The sequence below is a fragment of the Paenibacillus sp. VCA1 genome (assembly GCF_031583795.1).
Taxonomy (GTDB): Bacteria; Bacillota; Bacilli; order Paenibacillales; family Paenibacillaceae; genus Paenibacillus_AQ; species Paenibacillus_AQ albilobatus.
On record NZ_JAVLSX010000003.1, the window covers coordinates 552349 to 577443 of the forward strand.

Annotated in this window: 19 protein-coding genes and 1 rRNA gene; 9 read left to right on the forward strand and 11 right to left on the reverse strand. The window is 48.9% G+C overall.

What is annotated here, in order from left to right:
- Positions 1 to 110 precede the first annotated feature (110 nt).
- From RJP21_RS09040 to rpmH, 10 genes are all read right to left on the reverse strand, one after another.
- Positions 111 to 950, reverse strand: coding sequence for a ParB/RepB/Spo0J family partition protein (locus RJP21_RS09040; protein ID WP_310858981.1), 840 nt, complete (start codon positions 948 to 950; stop codon positions 111 to 113).
- On the reverse strand, positions 943 to 1704 hold the full coding sequence (locus RJP21_RS09045; RefSeq protein ID WP_160043068.1) for a ParA family protein: 762 nt from the start codon (positions 1702 to 1704) through the stop codon (positions 943 to 945). The genes RJP21_RS09040 and RJP21_RS09045 overlap by 8 nt, the downstream gene beginning before the upstream one ends.
- Positions 1705 to 2365: 661 nt before the next feature.
- Positions 2366 to 3181 (reverse strand): nucleoid occlusion protein, encoded by an 816-nt coding sequence (gene noc, locus RJP21_RS09050; protein ID WP_160043069.1) that lies wholly within the window; start codon positions 3179 to 3181, stop codon positions 2366 to 2368.
- A 1491-nt stretch (positions 3182 to 4672) separates the two neighbouring features.
- Entirely contained in the window at positions 4673 to 5392 is a 720-nt protein-coding gene (rsmG, locus tag RJP21_RS09055) for a 16S rRNA (guanine(527)-N(7))-methyltransferase RsmG (protein ID WP_310858982.1), read from the reverse strand.
- Positions 5393 to 5394: 2 nt separating this feature from the next.
- Positions 5395 to 7281, reverse strand: a complete 1887-nt coding sequence (mnmG, locus tag RJP21_RS09060; RefSeq protein ID WP_310858983.1) for a tRNA uridine-5-carboxymethylaminomethyl(34) synthesis enzyme MnmG — start codon at positions 7279 to 7281, stop codon at positions 5395 to 5397.
- Positions 7282 to 7349: 68 nt separating this feature from the next.
- Positions 7350 to 8726, reverse strand: a complete 1377-nt coding sequence (gene mnmE / locus RJP21_RS09065; RefSeq protein WP_160043102.1) for a tRNA uridine-5-carboxymethylaminomethyl(34) synthesis GTPase MnmE — start codon at positions 8724 to 8726, stop codon at positions 7350 to 7352.
- A gap of 308 nt (positions 8727 to 9034) precedes the next feature.
- Entirely contained in the window at positions 9035 to 9757 is a 723-nt protein-coding gene (gene jag / locus RJP21_RS09070) for an RNA-binding cell elongation regulator Jag/EloR (RefSeq protein WP_310858984.1), read from the reverse strand.
- Complete coding sequence (locus RJP21_RS09075) at positions 9754 to 10656, reverse strand: YidC/Oxa1 family membrane protein insertase (protein ID WP_160043073.1); 903 nt, start codon at positions 10654 to 10656, stop codon at positions 9754 to 9756. The genes jag and RJP21_RS09075 overlap by 4 nt, the downstream gene beginning before the upstream one ends.
- A 73-nt stretch (positions 10657 to 10729) precedes the next feature.
- Entirely contained in the window at positions 10730 to 11080 is a 351-nt protein-coding gene (rnpA, locus tag RJP21_RS09080) for a ribonuclease P protein component (RefSeq protein ID WP_160043074.1), read from the reverse strand.
- Positions 11081 to 11777: 697 nt separating this feature from the next.
- Positions 11778 to 11912, reverse strand: a complete 135-nt coding sequence (gene rpmH / locus RJP21_RS09085; RefSeq protein WP_068778604.1) for a 50S ribosomal protein L34 — start codon at positions 11910 to 11912, stop codon at positions 11778 to 11780.
- A 726-nt stretch (positions 11913 to 12638) separates the two neighbouring features.
- On the opposite strand from rpmH, the gene dnaA reads away from it, so the two are divergent.
- The 6 genes from dnaA (at position 12639) to gyrB (ending at position 19129) form a co-directional block, all read left to right on the forward strand.
- Positions 12639 to 13985: a chromosomal replication initiator protein DnaA gene (dnaA, locus tag RJP21_RS09090; protein WP_310858985.1), complete on the forward strand. Its 1347-nt coding sequence runs from the start codon at positions 12639 to 12641 to the stop codon at positions 13983 to 13985.
- Positions 13986 to 14186: 201 nt separating this feature from the next.
- Positions 14187 to 15329 carry a DNA polymerase III subunit beta gene (dnaN, locus tag RJP21_RS09095; RefSeq protein WP_310858986.1) on the forward strand — a complete coding sequence of 381 codons (1143 nt, stop codon included), beginning with the start codon at positions 14187 to 14189 and terminating at the stop codon, positions 15327 to 15329.
- Positions 15330 to 15367: 38 nt separating this feature from the next.
- Entirely contained in the window at positions 15368 to 15586 is a 219-nt protein-coding gene (gene yaaA, locus RJP21_RS09100) for a S4 domain-containing protein YaaA (RefSeq protein ID WP_310858987.1), read from the forward strand.
- 66 nt (positions 15587 to 15652) lie between these two features.
- On the forward strand, positions 15653 to 16765 hold the full coding sequence (gene recF, locus RJP21_RS09105; RefSeq protein ID WP_310858988.1) for a DNA replication/repair protein RecF: 1113 nt from the start codon (positions 15653 to 15655) through the stop codon (positions 16763 to 16765).
- Between the two features lie 12 nt (positions 16766 to 16777).
- Positions 16778 to 17029, forward strand: a complete 252-nt coding sequence (gene remB, locus RJP21_RS09110) for an extracellular matrix regulator RemB (protein ID WP_160043079.1) — start codon at positions 16778 to 16780, stop codon at positions 17027 to 17029.
- Positions 17030 to 17215: 186 nt separating this feature from the next.
- Complete coding sequence (gene gyrB, locus RJP21_RS09115) at positions 17216 to 19129, forward strand: DNA topoisomerase (ATP-hydrolyzing) subunit B (RefSeq protein ID WP_310858989.1); 1914 nt, start codon at positions 17216 to 17218, stop codon at positions 19127 to 19129.
- 51 nt (positions 19130 to 19180) lie between these two features.
- Here the strand turns inward: gyrB and RJP21_RS09120 are convergent, their stop codons facing one another.
- The gene (locus RJP21_RS09120) at positions 19181 to 20008 is read right to left on the reverse strand and encodes a YheC/YheD family protein (protein WP_310858990.1); all 828 of its coding nucleotides are present in this window, start codon (positions 20006 to 20008) and stop codon (positions 19181 to 19183) included.
- 464 nt (positions 20009 to 20472) lie between these two features.
- Here RJP21_RS09120 and gyrA point away from each other — a divergent pair, with 464 nt between their 5' ends.
- The 3 genes from gyrA to RJP21_RS09135 form a co-directional block, all read left to right on the forward strand.
- Entirely contained in the window at positions 20473 to 23031 is a 2559-nt protein-coding gene (gene gyrA / locus RJP21_RS09125; protein WP_310858991.1) for a DNA gyrase subunit A, read from the forward strand.
- A gap of 260 nt (positions 23032 to 23291) precedes the next feature.
- A complete protein-coding gene (locus RJP21_RS09130; protein ID WP_310858992.1) occupies positions 23292 to 24395 on the forward strand; it encodes an HD-GYP domain-containing protein in 1104 nt (367 codons plus the stop codon).
- 371 nt (positions 24396 to 24766) lie between these two features.
- Positions 24767 to 25095: ribosomal RNA gene (locus RJP21_RS09135) — 16S ribosomal RNA — on the forward strand; the annotation flags it as partial.

Here is a 25095-nt window from a genome sequence, read left to right on the forward strand (position 1 = left end):
GTAACGCTTCAGTTAACGCTTTTCGATAACTAAAAAGAGAATGACACATCCCCTTCCCCATTCAGGAATAAAGCCGGACATGTCATTTTGGCGCACTCACAGGTTCACTTTTATTGCAAAAGCTCCAGCAGCCGTTCCAAATCCTGCTTGCTGTAATAATTCAACTCGATTTTTCCTTTGTCTTTATTTTGCTTAATTTTAACCGTCGTCCGGAATCTTTCGCGCAGCGTTTCCTCCAAGCTGTCGATATAAGGGTCGCGTTTTTTTACCTTCACCTTATTTTTGTCTGCCGCTTTGCGATCCAAATTTTTTACGGCCTCTTCCAGATCGCGGACGCTCCATTCATTGGCCACGCATTGCTTCGCCAGCTGTTTGATCAGCTCCGGATCTTTCAATCCGACAATGGCACGGGCATGTCCCATCGATAATGTTCCACGTGAAACATAATCTTTGACTTCCTCAGGAAGCGAAAGCAAACGCAAGAAATTGGCAATATGGGATCTCGATTTACCGACCTTCAAAGACAGCTCCTCTTGCGTTAAGGAATATTGATCCATCAACCCTTGATAGGCTACCGCTACCTCCATCGCATTCAAGTTTTCACGTTGGAGATTCTCGATCAATGCAATCTCCATGACCTGTTGATCGCTGAACGTCCGCACCACCGCAGGGATCGTTGCCTTTCCGCATATTTGCGAGGCACGATACCGCCGTTCGCCGGCAATAATTTCATACCCTTTCAAAACGCTGCGAACGATGATCGGTTGAATGACGCCATGCTGACGAATGGACTCCGCTAATTCCTGAATCGATTCTTCATTGAAGTCTTTGCGAGGCTGATACGGGTTCGCACGCAGTTGGCTGAGCGGTATCTCCACAATTTTGTCGTCATCGTTGATCGAAAGCGAAGGAATAAGGGCATCGAGTCCTTTGCCCAATCGTTTACTCATAAGAAATCACTTCCTTTGCCAACTCTAAATATACTTCAGCACCTTTGGAACGGGGATCATACGTCATAATGGATTGGCCATGGGAAGGAGCTTCGCTGAGCCGGACATTCCGCGGAATGATCGTTTGGTATACCTTCTCCTGAAAGTACTTTTTCACTTCCTCGATGACCTGAATGCCAAGATTGGTCCGGGCGTCCAGCATCGTCAGCAGCACACCTTCGATCTGCAGCGACGTATTCAAATGTTTTTGGACCAAGCGAACGGAGTTTAACAACTGGCTTAATCCTTCGAGCGCGTAATATTCACATTGGATCGGAATGATAACAGAATCAGCGGCCGTTAGTGAATTGATCGTCAAAATGCCTAATGAAGGAGGGCAATCGATCAGAATATAATCATAATCAGCCTTGACCAAATGCAGTGATTTCTTTAGGCGAAGTTCTCTCGAAATGGTGGGAACCAATTCAATCTCCGCGCCCGCCAGTTGAATGGTAGCCGGGATGATATGCAATCCTTCAACCTGTGTCTCAAGAATGGCTTCCCTGGGATGAACTTCATTAATGATGACGTCATAGATGCAGTTGGCTACATCGGCTTTGTTCACGCCAACGCCACTCGTTGTATTGCCTTGCGGATCAATGTCTACAAGCAGCACTCTTTTACCGAGCGAAGCCAAGCCTGCTCCGAGATTGACGGAGGTTGTTGTTTTTCCGACCCCGCCCTTTTGATTTGCTATGGCAATGATTTTGGACACTCAATTTCACCTCATTGTGTATGAAAACTCTTCTTGTAGGTCACGGGATTGTGTTACACAGCAAAACAATCGGCTGCATACTTCCTGAAAAAGCGCGGCATTCGGAACCTCTTCTCCTTCAGGTACAAGCTGAAACGGCTTCGCCCTGCACGAGTGCATTTCTTTCTTGCAACATGGAAATCCTGAACCTGAATCATAAATTTTTCATCTATTCCACTTCAATGGGTATGGATGTAAAAGTGCTTTATGGATGCTGTATGAGCATGTTCCATGATTCTGTATCCGTTACATCCCTTCGGGAGGCCCTGAGCTGATCATGCGATGTTCTTCCCCAATCGGACTGGCCATACAGCAAAAATGCAAACCGCCTCTATACAGAAGCCGTTTGCTCCATCACCGGACCGACCCCCGGAAAGCAAAATCAATCTATTTTCTATTCATCTTATAAACCGTTCAATCCAAATGAAGCCTAAGAGTGGTTATCCCCCATTAAAACGTCATTTACGGATTGTTTCCTCATAAAAAGATGCGAATCCTATTGCCACGTTAGCCAAACAAGGGCTTGGACGAACACCATCGCGGTACTTGCACCCGGCCTAAAAGCTGGATCATTACTCCAAAAAAGCGGCCTGACAAGCCGCCTAATGCCACTTCCGCCCTATTAGCGTTTTGGAATCTGAATCACGATTTCGTAATGGTCTTCGTGGTCGTTTTCCGTCGTTTTGATCGCCAATCCGGAATCGGTAACCATATCGATCGACTGGCGGATCGTATTTAACGCAAGCCGTACGTCTTTCGTAAACGAGATGCGTTTGGATTTTTTGACTTTCGAAGCTTCTTTATAAAAAGCCACCCGGGCTTCCGTTTGTTTTACGTTCAGTTCCTTGGAAATGATCTCGGACAGAAGCTTCAGCTGCAGTTCCTCCGTATCCAGGGACAGCAGCGCACGGGCATGCCGTTCAGAAATTTTGCGCTCCATAAGCGCTACCTTGACTTCTTCCGGCAAATGAAGCAACCGGATTTTGTTGGCGATGGTAGACTGGCTTTTGCCTAAACGCTGCGCCAAACTTTCCTGCGTCAATTGATGAATATCGATCAGCTTCTGGTACGCTACCGCCTCTTCGATTGCGGTCAGCCCTTCGCGCTGAAGGTTCTCGATAAGTGCAATCGACGCGGCTTGAGAGTCATTGAATTCGCGGATAATCGCAGGGATCGTTTCCATCCCGAGTTTCGTTACAGCACGCCAACGCCGTTCACCGGCTATGATCTCATATTTGGAATTACGGATACGAACAACAATCGGCTGAATGACGCCATGCGTTTTGATGGTTTGGCACAACTCATCGATTTTCTCGTCATCAAAAATCGTCCGGGGCTGGTATGGACTGCTGACAATCTCCCCGACCGGAATTTGTTTCACTTCATCACTGTTGTTTCGCTCCGTCAAACCAAACAATTTAGAAAATTGTTCTTTCATTCCGTAGATTACCACCTAATTTCGTAATAGCACTTTGGCAAAGCGCTTCGTCAACATGACTACAACAAACGAACCTGGTTTATTTTCCAACCATTCGGTCCATGTCGACCTACCTTCCGACAAAGGGACGGTTTACCGCATAATCCTTCATACGAAATCGAGAGGGCGCACGGAAAAGAGCATGCGTTATGTACAACCCGTCCTCCTCCGCTCGATTCGCAGCATTCGAATTGACGTCTTGGGCAGAATTTAATAAATATAGGCCCCGAATCTCTCATGAACCGAAACCGTCTTAAGAATTTGCGCATTCTCGAGCGAATTATCGGGGTGTATGCATGCAACCTGTCCCCATTCGCTTGGAACGCCTATAACTCTCTCTATTCTACCACTTTTTTTCATATAATCCTATTCTCCAAAGTCCCCTTTTTTTCCTGCCGGACAGTTATTTTTTAAGGGAGAATGCTGTCAATGAATGGATAAAAACCAGGAGTTTTCATCCAAAGCAACCCATTATTTTTCATTCGTTCGTCCGTTTATGACATATGTTTAGCCGTCATTTTGATGGTTGTTTATGGAATGTGTTTCTACCTCATTCGGGTCTGTAAATCCAACCAGTAATCAGAGCCGATCAATTCATGACAAGCCCCTTCATTCTTTCAGCACGATTGAACGGTATTACTCGATGAATGGTAAATTGGATATGCCTTGATCATCCATCCAACGTTATCATTCAGACTCTAAATGTTGATCTTCCTGACAAGGTCGTTTCTATTGTTCACCACACGCCCTAACTTGGCATATCCCAGCGCAATCATGTCCTTTTAAGAAGGTTTATCATCCCATTCTATCTAAACCCAGTCCCACCAAACCGCCCGCTTCAACCCTCTTCACCCAAAACGCTAACATATACAGAGGTCAACTCCAGTAACCTTCAGCATCTTTTGATTCTAACAGCTTCATGATATTCCTTTTTACTCACTGCCCAATACAAAACAATCGACCGAAAAAGATAACTGCCTTCCTTATTTTCCATAACTAAAATCAGATAATGCGGCTTTGTTAAAAAGCGCGTCCGTTGGAGGATACAAAAGAATGCGACTACCATATAAGCAGGGTTTAAAGATCTTGCCTTGAGTATGAAAAAGCCACGGATGCCAATCCCCCTTCCTCGGTATATTTCCCATCATGATTCTTAAATGACTACAAAGGGAGACCCAAGAAAACAGTTGTAGCAACATCTCTCACAACAGACAGGCAACACACCATTCAGTATGTAGGAAAATGAATGTTTTCGTGAAATAAGGACGCTATGTATAAAAAACTCATTCTGTCCGAACTCCTTAACAATGGATCCGTTTGCCTTGAATCTCGCCCAATAGGCCGAACATGAGTGGTCAGAAAAACCACCTTCCGTAGACATAAAAAAGAGGAATGTTTCACGTGAAACACTCCTCAAAAAAAACATATATTTTATACCGGCGTTATTTCCGTTTATAAAGGGGTCTTTAAAGCTGTCCCCGCTTTGCGCGGATACTTCCCCGGCGTCCCTGCCGTTTTGTCGATGATGACAATATGGCGCTCGGACTCTTCAATCGGAAGCGTAAAACGCTCTACGCGCCGCAGCTTGCCTTTTAACTCCTTAAGGCTGCGGGAGGCTTCCTTAATCTCCTCATCCGGGCTGCTTCCCTTCATCGCTGCGAATACGCCGCCAACCTTGGCATAAGGCAGGCAGAATTCATTCAGTACGGTAAGTTTGGCGACCGCTCTGGCTGTCACGAGATCGTAATGATCCCGATGTTCCGGCTTGCGTGCCCAATCCTCCGCCCTTCCGTGCAAAAGCAGAACTTGTTCCAGGCCCGTTTGCTCCACGACATGTTTCAAAAAATTAATCCGTTTGTTCAGCGAATCGATAATCGTCAACTGCAGATGCGGAAAACAGATTTTCAGCGGTATGCCCGGAAAGCCGGCTCCGGAGCCAATGTCCGCCATCGTTCGAATCTCGTTCATATCGATATAAAAAGCAAGCGAAATCGAATCGTAAAAATGCTTCGTATACACCTGTTCCCGTTCCGTTATGCCGGTCAAGTTCATTTTTTCATTCCACTCAACAAGCTCTTTATAGTAGGTTTCAAATTGATCCAATTGGGCCGGCGTTACCTTGATCCCCTTTTCTTGCAGACGTAACGCAAAAGCTTCTTGTATTTGATCCATAGTTAACCTCTTGCAGCCGTTACCCGGTTGTAGTGCTCCAGATAAACTAACAGGATGGAAATGTCCGCAGGCGTAACCCCGGAGATGCGGGAAGCCTGGCCGATGGACAACGGACGGATGCTGGACAGCTTTTGACGCGCTTCGATGGCGATGCCTTCGATTTCGTTGTAATCGATCGTCTCCGGAATCTTCTTCTTATCCATCTTTTTCAAACGTTCCACATGAATCAGCTGCTTTTCGATATATCCGGCATATTTGATTTGAATCTCCACTTGCTCTTTCATTTCTTCGGTCAGTTCAAACGGAGACGGCGAAATTTCTTCGATATCGTCATGGCTGACTTCCGGACGGCGCAAAATCGTCAGCAAATTGCTTCCATCCTGGATCGGCGCCGATCCTACCCGTTCGAGCATCGCATTTACATGCGAAGGCCCGACCTTGGTCGATTTCAAACGTTCGATTTCTTGTTCTACCTTTTGCTTTTTGTCCAGGAATTTGGCATATCTTTCATCGGAAATGAGGCCAATTTCATGTCCAAGCGGCGTCAAGCGGAGATCCGCGTTGTCATGACGCAGCAGCAGGCGGTATTCCGCACGCGACGTCAGCAGACGGTAAGGTTCATTCGTGCCTTTCGTAACCAGATCGTCAATCAGCACGCCGATATATCCTTGCGAACGGTCCAAAATGACAGGCTCCTTGCCTTGCACGCGGCGTGCCGCGTTAATGCCCGCCATGATTCCTTGCCCCGCGGCTTCTTCGTAACCGGAAGTACCATTGATTTGTCCGGCCGTAAACAGTCCGGGAATCAGCTTGGTTTCCAGGGAAGGCCATAGTTGGGTCGGAACCACCGCGTCGTATTCGATCGCATAACCGTTGCGCATCATTTCCACTTTTTCCAATCCCGGGATCGAACGCAGCATCGCGAGCTGAACATCCTCCGGCATACTGGTGGACAGTCCTTGGACATAATATTCGGAGGTGTTTTTGCCTTCCGGTTCAAGGAAAATCTGATGTTTCGGTTTGTCGCTGAAACGAACGATTTTGTCTTCGATGGATGGGCAATAACGCGGACCCGTTCCTTCGATAATGCCGGAGAACATTGGTGCCCGGTGCAGGTTGGCATTAATGATTTCATGCGTTTGGGCCGACGTATACGTCAACCAGCAAGGAAGCTGCTCATTGTCGGAGCTTTCGGTTTCATAAGAGAAAAACTTCGGCTTTTCGTCTCCGGGCTGAATTTCGGTCTTGGAAAAATCGATCGTCGATTTATGCACGCGCGGAGGCGTTCCCGTCTTGAAGCGAACGAGCTTAAAGCCCAACTCGCGCAGATTTTCGGCCAATTTGATCGATGGCTGCTGGTTGTTTGGACCGCTTTCGTACGTCATTTCGCCCATGATGACTTTACCGCGCAGGTAGGTGCCAGTCGTCAAAACCACCGATTTGGCACGGTATGCGGTACCGGTCTTTGTAATGACGCCAACGCATACGCCGTCTTCAACGATCAGCTCTTCGACCATGCCCTGGCGCATCGTCAAGTTCGGCTCTTTCTCCATCGTTTCTTTCATCGTATGCTGATACAGGAATTTGTCCGCTTGAGCACGCAGCGCGTGAACGGCCGGTCCTTTCCCCGTATTCAGCATGCGCATTTGAATATAAGTTTTATCAATGTTGCGTCCCATTTCGCCGCCGAGCGCGTCGATTTCACGAACGACATGGCCTTTGGCCGGGCCGCCGATCGACGGGTTGCACGGCATAAAAGCAACCATGTCCAGGTTGATCGTGATCATCAGCGTGCTGGATCCCATGCGGGCCGCGGCAAGAGCCGCTTCGCAGCCGGCATGGCCGGCGCCGATGACGATGACATCAAAATTGCCGCCATCAAAACTCATGTTAAAAACCTCCTTTTATTTTTGAACTTTAAAATTTGATATATTTCCAGGACGGATGCCATCCATCCTTATTTGCCTAAGCAGAATTGCGAAAAAATCTGATCCAACAGCGATTCCGACGCCGTATCCCCGATTATTTCGCCCAGCTGCTCCCATGCGAGCCGGACATCGATCTGGATCATGTCGATCGGGATAAGCTGTTCGGCTGCGTCATAGGCATCCTGGAGCGATTTATGCGCTTTTTTCAACAAAGCGATATGGCGCACGTTGCTGACATACGTCAAATCCCCGGTTTCGATGCTGCCGCTGAAAAAGAGCTGCGAAATCGCCGCTTCCAGCGCATCGACGCCTTCTTGGGCTTTTACGGACATCGGCACAATCAAATCCTCCGAATAATAACGCAAAAGAATGTCTTTATCGAGCTGTTGAGGTAAGTCCATTTTATTCATAATGACGATGGATTGTCTACCGCGGATTTGTTCCATTAATTCCAGTTCGTCTTCATGCAGCGGCTCGCTTGCATTCAGAACCAGCAAAATCAGGTCGGCCTCGGTTACCGCATGTTTGGACCGTTCCACCCCGATCCGTTCGACGACGTCCATCGTTTCGCGGATCCCGGCCGTATCCAGCAGCTTGAGCGGAATGTTGTTGATCGTAACGAATTCCTCAATGACGTCCCGCGTCGTTCCCGGTATATCCGTCACGATGGCGCGGTTCGTATGGGCCAAGGTATTCAGGAGCGAGGATTTCCCCACATTCGGGCGTCCGACGATGGCCGTCGTAATCCCTTCGCGCAAAATTTTGCCCTGTTCGGCCGTCTTCAGCAGCTTCGTGATGCCCTGCATCACTTCCGTGCTTTTTTCTTTGATGAATTCGGCTGTTAAAGACTCCACGTCATGTTCCGGATAATCGATGTTCACTTCGATATGGGCCAGCGTTTCCACCAGCGTATGACGCAGCTTCTTGATTTGATCCGAAAGCTGTCCCTCCACCTGTTTCAAGGCGACGGAGAATGCCCGGTCCGATTTCGAACGGATGAGGTCGATAACCGCCTCCGCCTGCGACAGGTCGATCCGGCCATTGAGGAAGGCGCGTTTCGTGAACTCGCCCGGCTCGGCCAGACGGATGTCCTGCTGGAGCAGCAAATCCATGACCCTTTTAACGGAAATGACGCCTCCGTGCGTGCTGATCTCCACAACATCCTCTGTAGTAAAAGAACGCGGAGCCCGCATGACCGTCACAAGCACCTCTTCGATCCGTTCGTCCCGTTCCGGATCCACGATATGTCCGTAATGCACGGTATGGCTTTCCGCCTCCGTCAACTTCGTTTTGCTGCGAAAAATGTTCCCCACTTCCGCAATGGAGTCGGGGCCGCTCACGCGGATCACGGCGATGCCCGCTTCTCCTACGGCCGTCGAAATGGCCGCGATTGTATCGCTTAACACGTTACTCACCTCTTCCTTCCTCTTCCTCATTCTGGTCGCTTTCTTTACTTCTACTCTACCCGGATTAGGAAAAATAAAGACTCGCGGATAGGCTCTTATCTCAGGATTTTGCAAAATTCGATTCCGGCCGCTCCCTGGTCCAATATATAGATGAACGAAACCGTTTCGCTCCATACATTGCTATTGGAACTTTGGATTTTTACAACATCCTCATCTACGAAAAAAGCAATGACTTCATCAGCTGCAACAGCTGAATAAAGTCATTGCACATCATCTACGTCATAGGACAATCTATAAGTCCCCGGGCGTCAAAAATCCCGTTGCTTTAATGTGATGACGATACGCCGATTCGGCTCTTCCCCTTTGCTGAATGTCTTCACCTGCGGATGATCCTGCAGTTTGGAGTGGATCACCTTCCGCTCCTGCGGAGACATCGGTTCGAGGACAACTTCCTTGCCGGAGCGGATGACGCGGCCCGCAAGCCGGTCCGCCAGCTCCTCCAGCGTTTTTTTGCGCCGTTCGCGGAAATTCTCGGCATCCAGCACGATGCGGATGTAACTTCCGGAATAGCGGTTGGCCACGATGTTGGCCAGGTATTGCAGGGCGTCGAGGGTTTGCCCCCTTCTGCCGATCACAAGGCCCAAATCAGGACCGAAAATATGAAGCGTCGTGACATCTTTCGCATGCTGCACGTCGACGGTGACGTCCAGACCCATGCTTTTGCCGACATCTTTAATGAATCGTACGGCTTCTTCATAAGGATCATGTTCTTCAACTTGCTCTGCAGCCTCCGGCTCAGCCGGGTCTAATGGCAAGGATGTTGCCGTCTCGACTGGAATGGTTTCGGGTTCCGGCTCGGGCAGCAGCGTCAGCTCCACCTTCGCTTCCTTGACACCAATCAGTCCCAGGAATCCTTTTGACGGCTGCGTTACGATATTGACCGATACCCGGTCCTGGCTTACCCCGAGCTGGGCCAGCCCTTGTCTTACAGCTTCTTCAACGGTTTTTCCTGATACGACGACTTTGCTCATTTAGACTTTTTGGCCCCCTTTTTGCCTTTTCCCGCATTTCCTTTGTTGCCTTGGCTTTTGTTATTGCCGCCCTTGGCAGGGTTTCCGCCTTTGGCGTTGCCGCTGCCGGCAGAGGATACGGCCGCCACGGTGGCACCCGGTCTTTTGCGGTACAGGAAGTAGTTCTGCACGATCGTATACAGGTTACTGAAGAACCAGTACAGAGGAAGTGCGGACGGGAACTGATAGGACATGAAGAAAATCAGCACCGGATACACGAACATCATGAACTGCATAGCCCCTTGCTGCGGGGTCGGGTTCATCCGCATCATCATCCACGTTTGCAGGAACGTCGTCGCCGCGGCCAGAATAGGCAAAATGAATGTATGGTCCGGCTTTCCGAGCTGAAGCCACATGAATGAGTGTCCATACAAATCCTTATTATGAATAATCGAGTTATAGAGAGCGATAAATACGGGCATTTGCACGATCAGCGGCAAACATCCCGCCATCGGATTAACCTTATTTTCCTGGAACAAGCGCATCGTTTCCTGCTGCTGCTTTTCCGGATTATCTTTGTACTTCTCTTTGATTTTGGCAAGCTCAGGCTGAATCGCCTGCATCGCTTTCGAGCTTCGGACCTGCTTGATCGACAGCGGCAAAATGATCGTCCGCACGATGATCACCATCACAAGGACGGCCAGTCCATATTCGCCGTTAAACCAATGAGCAAACGTATCGAGCGCATACGAGAAATAATAAACGACGTTTCTCTGCCAGAAACTGCCGCTGTTTCTCATATCTTCGGTCGTATACTGTACCGAACTGGAACTGCACGCCGATAACACCATGACTGCTAGCAGCAATACTGCCGTGAGGAGGATCCATTTCCTGCCTCGTCTCGTCTTGAATAGCGACACTTCATAACCCCTCTCTGGACACTTCCGTTCAACGTAAATCATACCATAAACAATTGGACAAAGAAACCAGCTTTCACCGGGCCGGCGGCCGCAGCAGCGACGCTTTTCTCAGCACGTGAAGCACGCTTTTTTCCAAATCCTTGTACGACATATCCAAGGCGCCCTTCCGCACAATAAACACAAGATCCACGTGCTCGATCAGCTTGTCCTCATGATGACGAACGATTTCTTTCACGAGCCGGCGCATCCGGTTGCGGACAACGGCATTGCCCACCTTTTTGCTGACGGAAATTCCTACGCGAAATTTCTCTACCTCTTTTTTGCGGAACCAGTACACGACAAACTGGTGGTTCGCAAAAGACTTTCCATGTCGATATACGCGACTAAAGTCCGCGCGGTTTCGTAAACGTAAACTTTTATGCAACCCGATCCCCTGCCTGCTTCTGCCGCCCGGTATGCTCAGGCGATCATTTCTTGATAATAAGCATGAAGAAAATTAAGAAAGCGAGGGCCGCGTTCAGCGGAAGCCTATTCCCCCGATCAACCGATCCCTTAGCTCCGCTGAAAACCTATTCCATCCTCTTAAAGCATCCTTTTCGATTCTTATCATCATTTCTTTCGATCCAGGATTCATCCAATCCTTTTATGCGGAAAAACGAAGCCTGTCTCAGCATACGGCTCCGCTCCCCGAAACTATAAGAAAAGCGTCTATCCGACGTACTTTCACATAAGGTAGGACAGCGATTAACGGAAGTTTTTCTTGCGATAAAGGCAAGTGAAGGCTCGAAAATTTATACTTTCTTATATTTTCAAAAAATTTTGCTTCATATAATAGTAGAAAAAAACCAACCACTACCTCCGGCACCGACGAAACGCTTTCAGTAAAGTTTTAGTGACGATTCGCCGGCCTTAACAAGATCCCTTTGCCCTTCAATAAAGAAAACGCATCTATCATTATTGGCATTCCGTCATCCTGATAAACCAGTTCTGCGGGAAAATCTCTTCTCCCTCTTTTTGAGGCGTTTCGCGGTCGGCCTCCTGCGCCGAATGACGGTTTCAGCCTCGAAAGTCCATCCGATTGAAGAAAAAAAGACCACCGCGGTGGTCTTTATGCACGAAATTTACGCACTCAATACTTTTCTGCCCTTCTGGCGACGAGCTGCCAGCACTTTACGGCCGTTTTTCGTGCTCATTCTTTTCCGGAAGCCATGTACCTTTTTGCGTTTGCTTACATTTGGTTTAAATGTAGGTCTCATGTATTGCGCACCCCCTTACAGGATTTAAAATAACCTTTATGGTTAATTCATTTTCATTCACACAGAAAATGCCTTTATACATTTAACCATGTCAAGGCCCAAAAGTCAACCTGAACCCTTCTCCTATTTATATCGAAGTTCCGTCCGTAAACCCGGCCCCGTTCTCCATATTGATCAGGCCTCCCTCTTTTATTTGTTTTTTTCCTTGGAATCGCGTTACAGCAAAAACAGGTCTTGAGTAGAAGTCCTTGTTTTCCACAGACGGTATTCGCCATCGCTCGAAAAAATCCACAGACCCCATTTATCCACTTGTTCACAAAAACCGCCGCGGATTTCCCTTTTCCGGCACAACCTGTGCACAACTGATTTTCCGTTTTTAGGAATGCTGTCGAAACTTAAACAATTTATAAACAATATATAGTGTTGTGAATAGGATTTATACACAACTTATTGAATTTGTGGATAAAATGGACGCATACATTGATAAAAAGGGATTCTTTTGCTATGATTATATTACTTTTGGTTGTGAATATCTGTTTCCACCCATAATATTATCAACAAGCTGTGGATAAACTTGTGAACAATTTTAATTTATCCACTTTTTTTATTTTTTTCAAAAGGTGAAACATGGGGATAAAATACTTCACGTTTCATTTTTTTTCGACAATTCCACTCAAGTAGCGGAGGCCAAGGCCGCATTTGGAAGATTTAAAGGAGTGACAGTTAGTGGACAGCCATACTTCCGAATTATGGCAGCAAATCCTATCTATTATTCATACCAAACTCAGCAAGCCGAGCTTCGACACCTGGTTTAAAGCAACGAAAGCGATCCAAATGAATGACCACTCCATTGTCATTTCCGCGCCTACGACTTTTGCTGTTGAATGGTTGGAAAGCCGCTATACCAAGCTCGTCAGCTCGACGATCTACGAAGTGCTTGGCAAACAAGTTGACGTGAGATTCGTCATTGAAGAAAACAAGCCTGCGGAGGTCGTTCCCCAACAACCCGCTCCAATGCCTCAGGTGGCCCAAGAAGAAGCATTCACCCATATGCTGAATCCGAAATACACCTTTGATACGTTCGTCATTGGATCCGGGAACCGGTTTGCCCATGCGGCATCGCTCGCCGTCGCCGAGGCGCCGGCCAAAGCATACAACCCTTTGTTTCTATATGGAGGGGTCGGGCTGGGAAAAACGCACTTGATGCATGCGATAGGCCATTACATTCTGGAACATAACCCTGCTAGCCGCGTCGTGTATATTTCCTCCGAGAAATTTACGAATGAATTCATCAACTCCATCCGCGACAACCGGGCGGAAAGCTTTCGCAACAAATACCGCAACGTGGACATTCTGCTGATTGACGACATTCAATTCCTGGCTGGGAAGGAATCGACTCAGGAGGAATTTTTCCATACATTCAACGCGCTGCATGAGGAACAGAAGCAAATCATCATTTCCAGTGACCGGCCGCCCAAAGAAATTCCGACGCTGGAAGACCGGCTCCGTTCCCGTTTCGAATGGGGACTGATCACCGATATTCAGCCGCCGGATTTGGAAACGCGGATCGCCATTCTACGCAAAAAAGCGAAGGCCGAAAACCTCGACATCCCGAACGAAGCGATGATGTACATCGCCAACCAGATCGACACGAACATCCGGGAGCTCGAAGGCGCCCTCATTCGGGTCGTCGCCTATTCGTCGCTGACCAATCAGGACGTCACCACGCATCTTGCTGCCGAAGCGCTGAAGGACATCATTCCTTCCAGCCGTCCGAAAATGATCACCATTCAGGACATTCAGCAGAAAGTCGGGGAATACTACAATTTGAAGCTCGAAGACTTCAAGGCGCGCAAACGGACGAAAGCCGTCGCCTTCCCGAGGCAAATTGCAATGTATCTCTCGCGCGAGCTGACGGATTTTTCCCTGCCCAAAATCGGGGAAGCTTTCGGAGGCCGGGACCACACCACGGTGATCCACGCGCACGAAAAAATATCCCAGTCGCTGAAAACCGACCAGGATCTCTATAAAGTGATCAACAACATTACAGAAAAAATCAAAAACCCGACCTGAACAAGTTCAAAGCCTATGCACAATCTATACACATGTGGATAGGCTTAATTTATTGAGGTTTTGAGGGCTTATCCACATATTCAGCGTCCCTACTGCTATTACTATGTTTTAAATATAAAAAATATAACCATAAAAGCTGCGCAAAAGAGGAAGAAGCAATTGAATCCTCTGCCAGCCGAAATTCCTGCTAGGAGTGAAAAGATGAAGATCAGCATCCTTAAAAACGTCCTTAACGAATCCATTCAGCATGTATCCAAGGCGATTTCGAGCCGTACGACGATTCCGATCCTCGGAGGCATCAAGCTGGACGTAACGCATCAAGGCGTAACGCTAACGGCAAGCGATACCGACATTTCCATTCAATCCTTTATTCCCGCCGAAGACGCCGACCGGACGATCGTGCAGGTGGAGAAAACCGGCAGCGTCGTTTTGCCGGCCAAGTTTTTCGTAGAAATCATTAAAAAGCTGCCTTCCCAGGAAATTCAAATGGAGGTCAAAGAGCATTTCCAAACCTTCATTTCTTCCGGTTCCACGGAAATTCAAATGGTCGGGCTGGATCCCGAGGAATTTCCCGTGTTGCCTGATATCGAAGGCAACCAGACGGTTTCCCTTCCGGGAGCTCTGCTGAAAAACATGATCCGCCAAACGGTATTTGCGATTTCTACGCAGGAAACCACCCCGATTTTGACCGGTGTCCTGTGGAATCTGGACCAAAACGATTTGAAATTCACGGCGACGGACCGTCACCGCCTTGCCACGCGTTCGGCCCATCTGGACGGAGCGGATGACGTGAAGTTCAGCAATGTCGTCATTGCCGGCAAAACGCTGAACGAACTGAGCAAAATCATACCCGACCAAAACACACTGATCGACATCGTCGTGGCCGACAACCAGGTGCTGTTCAAGCTGGATCGCGTCCTGTTCTATTCCCGTATTCTGGATGGCATTTACCCGGATACTACTAGAATTATTCCGACAACCTACAAAACAGAACTCATTTTGGACACAAAAAAATTGAGCGAATCGATCGACCGCGCTTATTTGTTGTCCCGTGAGGAAAAAACGAATATCGTCCGGCTGCAGACGATGGAAAACGGCGGCATTGAAATTTCCTCGAGCTCCTCTGAACTCGGTAAAGTGCGTGAGGAACTGGACGTTATCGATTTCAAAGGAGAGCCGCTGCGCATTTCCTTTAACTCCAAATATATGCTTGATGTGTTGAAGATCGTGGAAAGCGAGCAGCTGATGATTGCCTTCACCGGCATGATGAGCCCGATCATTCTGAAACCGATGGATGACAGCCAAAGCTCGTACGTCATTTTGCCTTACCGGACGACGAACTAATCCGGCAGCCGAAGTTATCAACAGGAAGGGCGTTTGCGATGAAGGAAATATTTATCCACAGTGAATATATCAAGCTCGATCAATTTTTAAAGCTGGCCGACTGCATATCCACAGGCGGAATGGCGAAGGCGTTGCTTGCGGAAGGCCAAGTGTCGGTGAACGGAGAGCCTGAGGAACGCCGGGGCCGCAAGCTGTATCCCGGGGATCGGGTGAAAGTGGTGGATTGCGGCGAGTTTACCGTATCCAGGGAGTCCTGATATACTCCTCATGGAGCCGCGCTTTTGGTGCGGGTCGATCAGGCGGGAAATGAGGAGGAAGCGCACGTGTTTGTAAAAAGCATCAGCCTGCAGCATTACCGCAATTACGAAGAGCTACAATTGGATTCCTTCAGCGACGTCAATCTGCTGATCGGACAAAACGCTCAAGGGAAAACCAATTTGGTTGAAGCGATTTTTGTTTTGGCCTTAACGAAAAGCCACCGGACCCCAAGAGACCGCGAGCTGATCTCCTTCCAGGAAAAAAGCGCGCATGTCTCCGCGGTGGTGGAAAAGAAATACGGGCAGCTGACGCTCGATCTCAATTTATCCCCGCAGGGGAAAAAAGCGAAAATCAACGGCCTCGAGCAGCGCAAACTTAGCGATTTCATCGGATCGCTGAACGTCGTGATGTTTGCGCCCGAGGATCTGGAAATCGTAAAGGGAACGCCTGGCGTACGCCGGCGTTTTCTTGACATGGAGATCGGGCAGGTCCAGCCCGGATATTTGTATCATTTGCAGCAATACCAGAAGGTGCTGAACCAGCGCAACAATTTGCTCAAGCAAATGTGGGGCAACGACAAACCGCAGCAGGGGCTGTTGGAGGTTTGGGATCAGCAGCTTGCCGATCATGGTGTTAAAATCATCAAAAAGAGGAAACAATTTATCGTAAAGCTGCAGAAATGGGCCGAGTCCATTCACCACGGCATTACGAACGGCAGCGAAGACCTGAAGCTCGTTTATCTTCCGTCGTTCGGCGACGAGGCGGAGGAAGATGAAGCTTATCTTTTCGAACAATTTATGTTAAAATTATCACAACTGAAGGATCAGGAGCTTCGGCGCGGGATGACGCTTGCCGGACCCCATCGGGACGATGTGGCCTTTTATATCAACGGCAAGGAAGTGCAAACCTATGGATCCCAGGGGCAGCAGCGGACTACGGCATTGTCGCTTAAATTGGCGGAAATTGAACTGATCCATGAGGAGATCGGGGAGTACCCGGTCCTGCTTTTGGATGACGTGCTGTCCGAACTGGATCCATACCGCCAAACGCAGCTCATTGAAACCTTTCAGACCAAAGTGCAAACCTTTATTACGGCGACGGGGATCGAGAGCCTGAATACCGATAAACTGAAAAAGGCCAGCGTTTTTCACGTCCATAGCGGACAGATTGGCTCTTAAGGAGTTGGGATTATGTATATTCACCTGGGCGGCGAAAGAATTATCCGCTCCGCGGAACTGGTCGCCATTTTTGACGTTTCGATCGAGAAATCCTCAAAAATATCGAAGCAGTTCGTCAGCCACGCCTGCCAGCACAAAAACGTGGAATATATCGGAGAAGAGGAACCGAAATCGATCGTGATCACGAAAAGCACAGTTTATTATTCCCCGATTTCGTCGTCGACACTCAAAAAACGGGCGAAGGTTTTCGTGGCCAACGCTTAATTATATATAACCCCGATCGAACTCTCTGAAGCCGGCAGCCGGCCAATGTAAAGAGAGTTTTTGCTGCGATGAACGCAGTTTAACGTTAATATTTGATTTATGCAGAATTCCTGATAGGAGATTCCCTTGAAACGCAGTTATACCCCGAAGCAGCAGATTTAGAATTTATAGAAGTAGGTGACAGGCATGTCTATGAATCAACCGCAATATGATGAGAATTCGATTCAGGTTCTGGAGGGTCTGGAAGCCGTCCGCAAACGTCCTGGTATGTATATCGGATCCACAAGCGCCAAAGGCCTTCACCATTTGGTATGGGAAGTCGTGGACAACAGTATCGACGAAGCCATGGCGGGCATATGCGATCATATCGAGGTCGTCGTTCACAAGGATAACAGTGTTACCGTTGTCGATAACGGGCGGGGGATTCCGGTTGGCGAACATCCCAAGATGAAAAAATCCACGCTTGAAGTCGTCATGACCGTTCTGCACGCAGGCGGTAAATTCGGCGGCGGCGGATACAAGGTGTCGGGCGGTCTGCACGGCGTGGGTGTGTCCGTCGTTAACGCGCTGTCGTCCAAGGTGGTCGTGCAGGTTAGACTTGACGGCCATATCTACCAGCAGGAGTACCATCGCGGCGTTCCGCAGTACGACATTAAAATTGTCGGCGAGACCGACGAGCACGGTACGACAGTGACGTTCCTGCCGGATCCGGAAATTTTCACCGAGACGACCGAATACGACTACAATACGCTGCTCACCCGGATCAGAGAGCTGGCTTTCCTGAATAAAGGCATTGCCTTGACGCTGACGGACGAACGTACGGGGGCTTCCAACTACTTCAAATACGAAGGCGGAATCATCGAATACGTCAAATATTTGAACGAGAAAAAGGAACCGCTGCATGAGCAGCCGATTTACGTCGAAGGCTCGCGCGACATGATTCAGGTCGAAATCGCGCTGCAGTACAACGACAGCTATACGGAGAATATTTATTCTTTTGCCAATAACATCAACACGCATGAAGGCGGAACGCATGAATCCGGCTTTAAGAGCGCACTGACGCGGATTATTAACGACTACGCCAAAAAGAACGGCATGATCAAAGACAGCAACGGCAACCTGACCGGCGATGACGTCCGCGAGGGACTGACGGCCATCATTTCCGTCAAAATTCCGGAGCCGCAGTTTGAAGGCCAGACGAAAACGAAACTGGGCAACAGCGAAGTGCGCGGCATCGTGGAGTCGCTCTTTTCCGAGAAGCTGCAGGAGTTTTTAGGCGAAAATCCGGCCGTATCCAAGCGGATTCTCGAAAAAGCGCTCCAAGCGTCCCGCGCACGCGAAGCCGCGCGTAAAGCCCGCGAGCTGACCCGCCGCAAGAGCGCTCTGGAGATCAGCGCGCTGCCGGGCAAACTCGCCGACTGTTCTTCAAAGGACGCCTCGATCTGCGAGCTTTACATCGTCGAAGGCGACTCTGCGGGCGGATCGGCGAAGCAAGGCCGCGACCGGCACTTCCAGGCGATTTTGCCGATTCGCGGTAAAATTTTGAACGTAGAAAAGGCCAGACTCGACCGCATCCTGTCCAACATGGAAATTCGCGCGATGGTAACCGCCATGGGCACAGGGATCGGCGATGAGGACTTTGACATCTCCAAAGCGCGTTACCACAAGCTCATTATCATGACCGATGCCGACGTCGACGGCGCGCATATCCGCACGCTGCTGCTGACGTTCTTTTACCGGTACATGCGGCAGCTGGTGGAAGCGGGATACGTGTATATCGCTCAGCCGCCGCTTTTCAAAATCGAACGCAACAAAACGGTTCGTTACGCCAATTCCGAGAAAGAACGGGACGAAATCATCGCTTCGTTCGGGGAAGGCGCGAAATACAACATTCAGCGCTATAAAGGTCTAGGCGAGATGAACCCTGAGCAGCTTTGGGAAACGACGATGGATCCGGACAGCCGGACCATGCTTCAGGTGACGATTGAAGATGCGATGCAGGCGGATATTTTGTTCGATACCTTAATGGGGGACAATGTTGAACCTCGCCGCGACTTCATTCATGAGCATGCCAAGCATGTTAAAAATTTGGATATTTAAGCACGACAAAGAAGGAGTCTTCGCGGCTCCTTCTCTTTTTTTAACCGATCATCAAGCTTTCTTTTTTCTTTTGCTTTCTTTTCGGGGAGCGGAAATCCGCCCGTAGGCAATCGCATACCGCTCGATCCGCTGATAAATGCTTTTATCCTTGAAAAACTTTTTGAAGGGAAATATGGCGGGAAGGGTGTTGACCTCCAAAATCCATGGATACAGATTGGTGTCGATGGCCACGTCCAAACCGATTTCTTTTAATTTTGGATATTCCTTTTGCAGCTGTTTGGCCGTTTCCTCCCCCAAGGCGTTAAGTTGCTTTTCAAGCAAGTTGATTTCGCGTTGCGATGCGTGGGGAGCCAGCAGCTCATCCAACATTTTCACCGTTCCGCCGCCGTGGTAATTTGTGATGATTTTGTTTTTTCCCGCGACGCGGCCGACAATTCCTGTAGTTTCCCATTTCCGTTTGGGGGTCTTCTGCGTCAAAACTCTAAGATCAAAGGAACGGTCATTGTATTTTAGCTTGTGGATGCCCCTTTGGATCAGATATACCTTTTTTCCGATATGGTTCCGAATGGCGCGGTGAAGGTCCGCTGTTGAAGTAAATTCTTCAATGGTTGTTCCCGATTTCAAAACGTATCGTTCTTGGAGAACGGCTTGGTCGCTTTCGTTAAAATCAAATGTTGCGGTTATTCGCTCTGCGCACATAACGCCGTTACCGAATGTCCCGATATCAGGTTTGATGTAAACCATCGTGTGCTCTTTCAGCATTTCGATAAGCGCGTCCTGCGAGTATTTCATGGTGAGGGGGATATTGGCTGCGATCTGCTTATTGCGCAGAAGCACCAATGTTTTGGCCCATTTGCTTGAAACACGCTGTATGGACAAGTCATCGCATCCTTTCCGTGAAGATGTGGCGGAAGCCGTTAGCGCAACGTAAGGCGAATTGTAAAATGCTTCATGGAATGCGTAAAACATAGGACAAGGGAGCAAATGAATGGTATAATATGAAGATATGGATAATTGAATTCTGAGTCCAGGAAACTCCTTTTGCCTATCAGTATATGTCACGGGCAGGAAGAGGGTAGGGCGAATCCCTAAAATGGAGCAAGATGGGCGGCGGTCTGCGGAGAAAAGGCCAAACGTTTAATTGTGCTCTTTTTGTGAAAGTAATATAATAAAGATTAGTGGTTTTTATCTATTTTGGTACGAAGCGGTACTGCTTTCCCCGGTTGCCGGCGGATTGCGGCTAGCCGTTTTATGCCCGTATGGAACTAAGATTCGTTGATTCTATAGTTGATTCTATATAGTCCGCATGCTTGTTTTGTTGAGGGAAATGGAGGAGGTCCACCATGGCGGAAGAAAAAAATCCCCAGATTAAGGAGCGGGACATTGGTGTCGAAATGCGCGAGTCCTTTATGGACTATGCGATGAGCATCATTGTGAGCCGGGCTTTGCCGGATGTGCGCGATGGACTCAAGCCGGTACATCGTCGCGTGCTTTATGCGATGTCGGAGCTTGGTTTGTCGCCGGATAAGCCGTTTAAAAAATCGGCGAGAATCGTCGGCGAGGTCATCGGTAAGTATCACCCGCACGGTGACGCGCCCGCTTACGAGACGATGGTCCGTATGGCGCAGGATTTTTCGATGCGTTATATGCTTGTCGAAGGGCATGGCAACTTTGGCTCCATCGATGGTGACGCTCCGGCCGCGATGCGTTATACCGAAGCGCGCCTTTCGAAGATTGCTCAAGAGATGCTGCGCGATATCAATAAGGAGACCATCGATTTTACGGAAAACTATGACGGCGAAGAGCTGGAGCCGGTCGTGCTTCCTGCGCGGTATCCGAACCTTCTGGTTAACGGCGTTTCGGGTATTGCCGTCGGGATGGCGACGAATATCCCGCCGCATAATCTCGGAGAGGTTATTGACGGGGTATTGGCCCTGATCCAAAATCCTGACATTTCTTCGCTGGAATTGATGGAATATATTAAAGGGCCGGATTTCCCGACCGCCGGTTATGTGTTGGGACGCCACGGCATTCGCCAGGCCTACGAAACCGGACGCGGCTCCGTGACGATGCGCGCCAAAGCCGAGATCGAAGAAAATAACGGCAAGGCGCGGATTATCGTGACCGAGCTTCCATACCAGGTCAATAAGGCGCGTTTGGTTGAAAAAATCGCCGAGCTGGTGCGCGAAAAAAGACTGGACGGCATTACCGACCTGCGGGACGAATCGGACCGTAACGGTATGCGGATCGTTGTCGAGCTGCGCCGTGACGTGAACCCGAGCGTGATGCTGAACAATTTGTACAAACACACGGCGATGCAGTCTACGTTCGGCATCAACATGCTGGCGATCGTGAAAAACGAACCGAAGGTTTTGAGTCTCAGAGATGTGCTGAGCTACTACCTGGAGCACCAGATCGAGGTCATTCGCCGGCGGACGGAATACGATTTGAAAAAAGCCGAAGCCCGCGCCCATATTCTCGAAGGTTTGCGTATCGCTTTGGACCATTTGGACGAAGTCATTTCGATTATCCGTTCCTCGCAAACGACCGACATCGCTCGCGAACGTTTGATCGAGCGCTTCGGGCTCAGCAACGAGCAGACGCAAGCGATTCTGGAAATGCGCTTGCAGCGCCTGACCGGACTGGAACGCGAGAAAATCGAAAACGAATACCGGGAACTGATGGTCAAAATCGCTGAATACAAGGAAATTTTGGCCAATGAGCATCTGGTACTGGAAATCATCAGCAACGAGCTGCTCGAAATCAAGGAAAATTATGCGGATGAGCGCCGCACTGAAATTACCATCGGCGAAGAAAGCATTTTGGACGAAGACCTGATTCCTCGCGAGGAAGTGGTCATCACCATTACGCATACAGGCTACGTCAAACGCCTGCCGGCCAACACGTACCGCAGCCAAAAACGCGGCGGACGCGGGGTTGTGGGGATGGATACGAAGGACGAAGACTTCGTCGAGCATCTGTTTGTGACCAACTCCCACAATTACCTGATGTTCTTTACCGACCGGGGCAAGGTTTACCGGCTTAAAGCATACGAGATTCCGGAGCTCAGCCGCACGGCTCGGGGCACGGCGATCATCAACCTGATCCAAATCGAGCAGGGCGAGACGATCAACGCCGTCATTCCGGTAGAAGAATTCGAAAACGACAAATACCTGTTCTTCGTCACCCGAAGCGGGATTGTGAAAAAGACGCCGCTGGAAGATTACGTGAACATCCGCAAAGGCGGTCTAATCGCAATCAACCTACGTGAAGATGATTCCCTGATCGAAGTCAAATTAACCGACGGCCAGCAGGAAGTTATTATGGCTACGGCTCAGGGCATGTCGATCCGGTTCTCGGAAAACGACGTTCGCTCCATGGGCCGCAGCGCGACCGGCGTCAAAGGGATTACGCTTGACGAAGACGACCAGGTCATCGGCATGGACGTCGTTGACAAAGACTTGGATACGTTGATCGTCACCGCGAAAGGTTACGGCAAACGGACGCCTCTGAGCGATTACCGTTCGCAGACCCGGGGCGGCAAAGGGATCAAGACGCTGAACGTTACCGAAAAAAATGGCCCGGTCGTAGGGCTTAAGGTCGTCAGACCGGATGAGGACCTGATGATCATTACTTCGAGCGGTACGCTGATCCGTACAAGCATTGAGGGAATTTCCATCATGGGCCGCTACACGCAAGGCGTTAAGCTGATCAACATTCGCGACGAAGATACCGTGGCCACGGTATGCCGGGTTGATAAAAGCGAGGAGCCGGAAGAAGGAGAAGAAGGGGAAGAGACGAATATAGAAGGCCTGACCCCTCCATCTGAACCGGATTCGTCGGCAACTGCAGCAGATCAAGTGACGGAATCGGATATGGATGATTCCTCCGATGAAGCGTAACGGATAAAACGAAAGAGCATGCTTTTGAGAGATCGAAAGCGGTGCTCTTTTTTTCATTTTTAAAGGTGACACACACCCATATGTTAGGGGATAACAAGCGTCCGGCTTCGAGATCAAGCAATTTCCCTACTATTTGCACCGGAATAGGCGTGTTGGAGTTTTGCGAAATGCTAATTTAGATTGTGCAGCACTACGGTACGTAATATAATGGAGTAAATTACCATGTTTTTTAGATGGAAGTTAGCGAGGGAATCATCGTTATGGCCAGCATATCTATTTCGGAATTGAAACCTGGTATCAAGCTAGTAAAAGATGTACATACTCCGCTTGGCGGATTGCTGATGCGCAAAGGCACGGTCTTGCTTCCGCGTGACTTGGATATTTTGCGTGCTTTTATGATCCAGCATGTCGAGGTAGATATAGGCGAAGCGGAGCTCAAGAATGTCACCAAGGCCATCTCGAGCGCAAACCCGGCAAATGCAAGCGATGAGAAACCGGCCGATACGGCGGTGTTAACGAAAACGGCTCCATTTCATGAAGAGTATGAAAAACTGATCTCGCTGATGAAAAGCGCGCATCAGTCCGTCATCGCCTCAGAATTGCCGATCTACGAGCTGCGGAATCAACTGGAAGCGGCTATCTTACATATCAAAGACTACAACCCGTTAACATTCGTGCCAAGATCAATGAATGAGTATGATTATATTTTCCATAACGGTGTGCTGTGTGCGTTTTCTTCGTATTTGCTTGCCAAATGGAGCGGGATGCAGCAGAAAGATTGGATGCAGGCGGCGTTCGCCGGGTTATTTCACGACATTGGGAATGCCAAGGTCGATCCGGCGATATTATATAAACCTAACGCTCTGACCGCCGCCGAGGCGGAAGAAATGCGTAGGCATACGGCATACGGGTATCAAATTCTCAAAAACGTCAGAGCGGTCAATGAAGGCGTCAGACTTGCGGCTCTTCAACATCACGAAAAAATCGACGGGTCCGGGTATCCGCTGCGCTTGGATGGCGGCAAGATCCATATCTATGCCAAAATGGTCGCCATTACGGACATTTTTCATGCAATGACGCTTAACCGGATTTATCGCAAGGCGCAGTCTCCATATTTGGTGCTTGAGCAGATTCACTCTGAAGCTTTCGGCAAGCTGGATCCTACACTGGTACGGATCTTCATCCAAAAGGCGACGGAGTTCCATAATGGGACCATCGTTCGCCTCAGCAATGGTCAGGTCGGCGAAATCGTGTTTACGGATCAGAATCATCCGACGCGCCCGATGGTTTCGGTCGGCGGGGAGATCATCAATCTGGTGCAGAAACGGCAGCTCTACATTGAAGAGGTTTTATCTTCAAATTAAATAGTTGACATACTTAACAAAGCTGTGTTATATTAATACTTGTCTTCACGAAGACATGGTTTAATAGAATGCAGCTTTTAAAATTTTTCTTTTAAAAAAAGCTTGCATTAATAAAGAAAACATGATATATTATAAAAGTTGCTGCTGAACATAACGGCGGCGGCGAAAACGAAGTGTTTGATCTTTGAAAACTGAACAACGAGTGAGATTAGACCTTGCTTGCAAGGTCGACAGCGAAGCAAATCGGTTCGAGTCTTTTGACTGAATGATTTGTGGAGCATAAATGAGAATTATATTAATGAAATTTCCGATTTGGCATTGTAATCGAAAAATTCATTATTTCTCGTCAGATTCAAAATGAGTCACAAACTTTCTTGGAGAGTTTGATCCTGGCTCAGGACGAACGCTGGCGGCGTGCCTAATACATGCAAGTCGAGCGGACTTGATGAGGAGCTTGCTCCTCTGATGGTTAGCGGCGGACGGGTGAGTAACACGTAGGCAACCTGCCTGCAAGACTGGGATAACTACCGGAAACGGTAGCTAATACCGGATAATTTATCGCTTCGCATGGAGCGGTAATGAAAGACGGAGCAATCTGTCACTTGCAGATGGGCCTGCGGCGCATTAGCTAGTTGGTGAGGTAACGGCTCACCAAGGCGACGATGCGTAGCCGACCTGAGAGGGTGAACGGCCACACTGG

What these genes read in the sequence shown, in the direction of transcription:
- RJP21_RS09040 (WP_310858981.1), bottom strand. Translation starts at nt 950, where the DNA reads ATGAGTAAACGATTGGGCAAAGGACTCGATGCCCTTATTCCTTCGCTT.
- noc (WP_160043069.1), bottom strand. Translation starts at nt 3,181, where the DNA reads ATGAAAGAACAATTTTCTAAATTGTTTGGTTTGACGGAGCGAAACAAC.
- rsmG (WP_310858982.1), bottom strand. Translation starts at nt 5,392, where the DNA reads ATGGATCAAATACAAGAAGCTTTTGCGTTACGTCTGCAAGAAAAGGGG.
- mnmG (WP_310858983.1), bottom strand. Translation starts at nt 7,281, where the DNA reads ATGAGTTTTGATGGCGGCAATTTTGATGTCATCGTCATCGGCGCCGGC.
- jag (WP_310858984.1), bottom strand. Translation starts at nt 9,757, where the DNA reads ATGAGCAAAGTCGTCGTATCAGGAAAAACCGTTGAAGAAGCTGTAAGA.
- rpmH (WP_068778604.1), bottom strand. Translation starts at nt 11,912, where the DNA reads ATGAGACCTACATTTAAACCAAATGTAAGCAAACGCAAAAAGGTACAT.
- dnaN (WP_310858986.1), top strand. Translation starts at nt 14,187, where the DNA reads ATGAAGATCAGCATCCTTAAAAACGTCCTTAACGAATCCATTCAGCAT.
- yaaA (WP_310858987.1), top strand. Translation starts at nt 15,368, where the DNA reads ATGAAGGAAATATTTATCCACAGTGAATATATCAAGCTCGATCAATTT.
- remB (WP_160043079.1), top strand. Translation starts at nt 16,778, where the DNA reads ATGTATATTCACCTGGGCGGCGAAAGAATTATCCGCTCCGCGGAACTG.
- gyrB (WP_310858989.1), top strand. Translation starts at nt 17,216, where the DNA reads ATGTCTATGAATCAACCGCAATATGATGAGAATTCGATTCAGGTTCTG.
- gyrA (WP_310858991.1), top strand. Translation starts at nt 20,473, where the DNA reads ATGGCGGAAGAAAAAAATCCCCAGATTAAGGAGCGGGACATTGGTGTC.
- RJP21_RS09130 (WP_310858992.1), top strand. Translation starts at nt 23,292, where the DNA reads ATGGCCAGCATATCTATTTCGGAATTGAAACCTGGTATCAAGCTAGTA.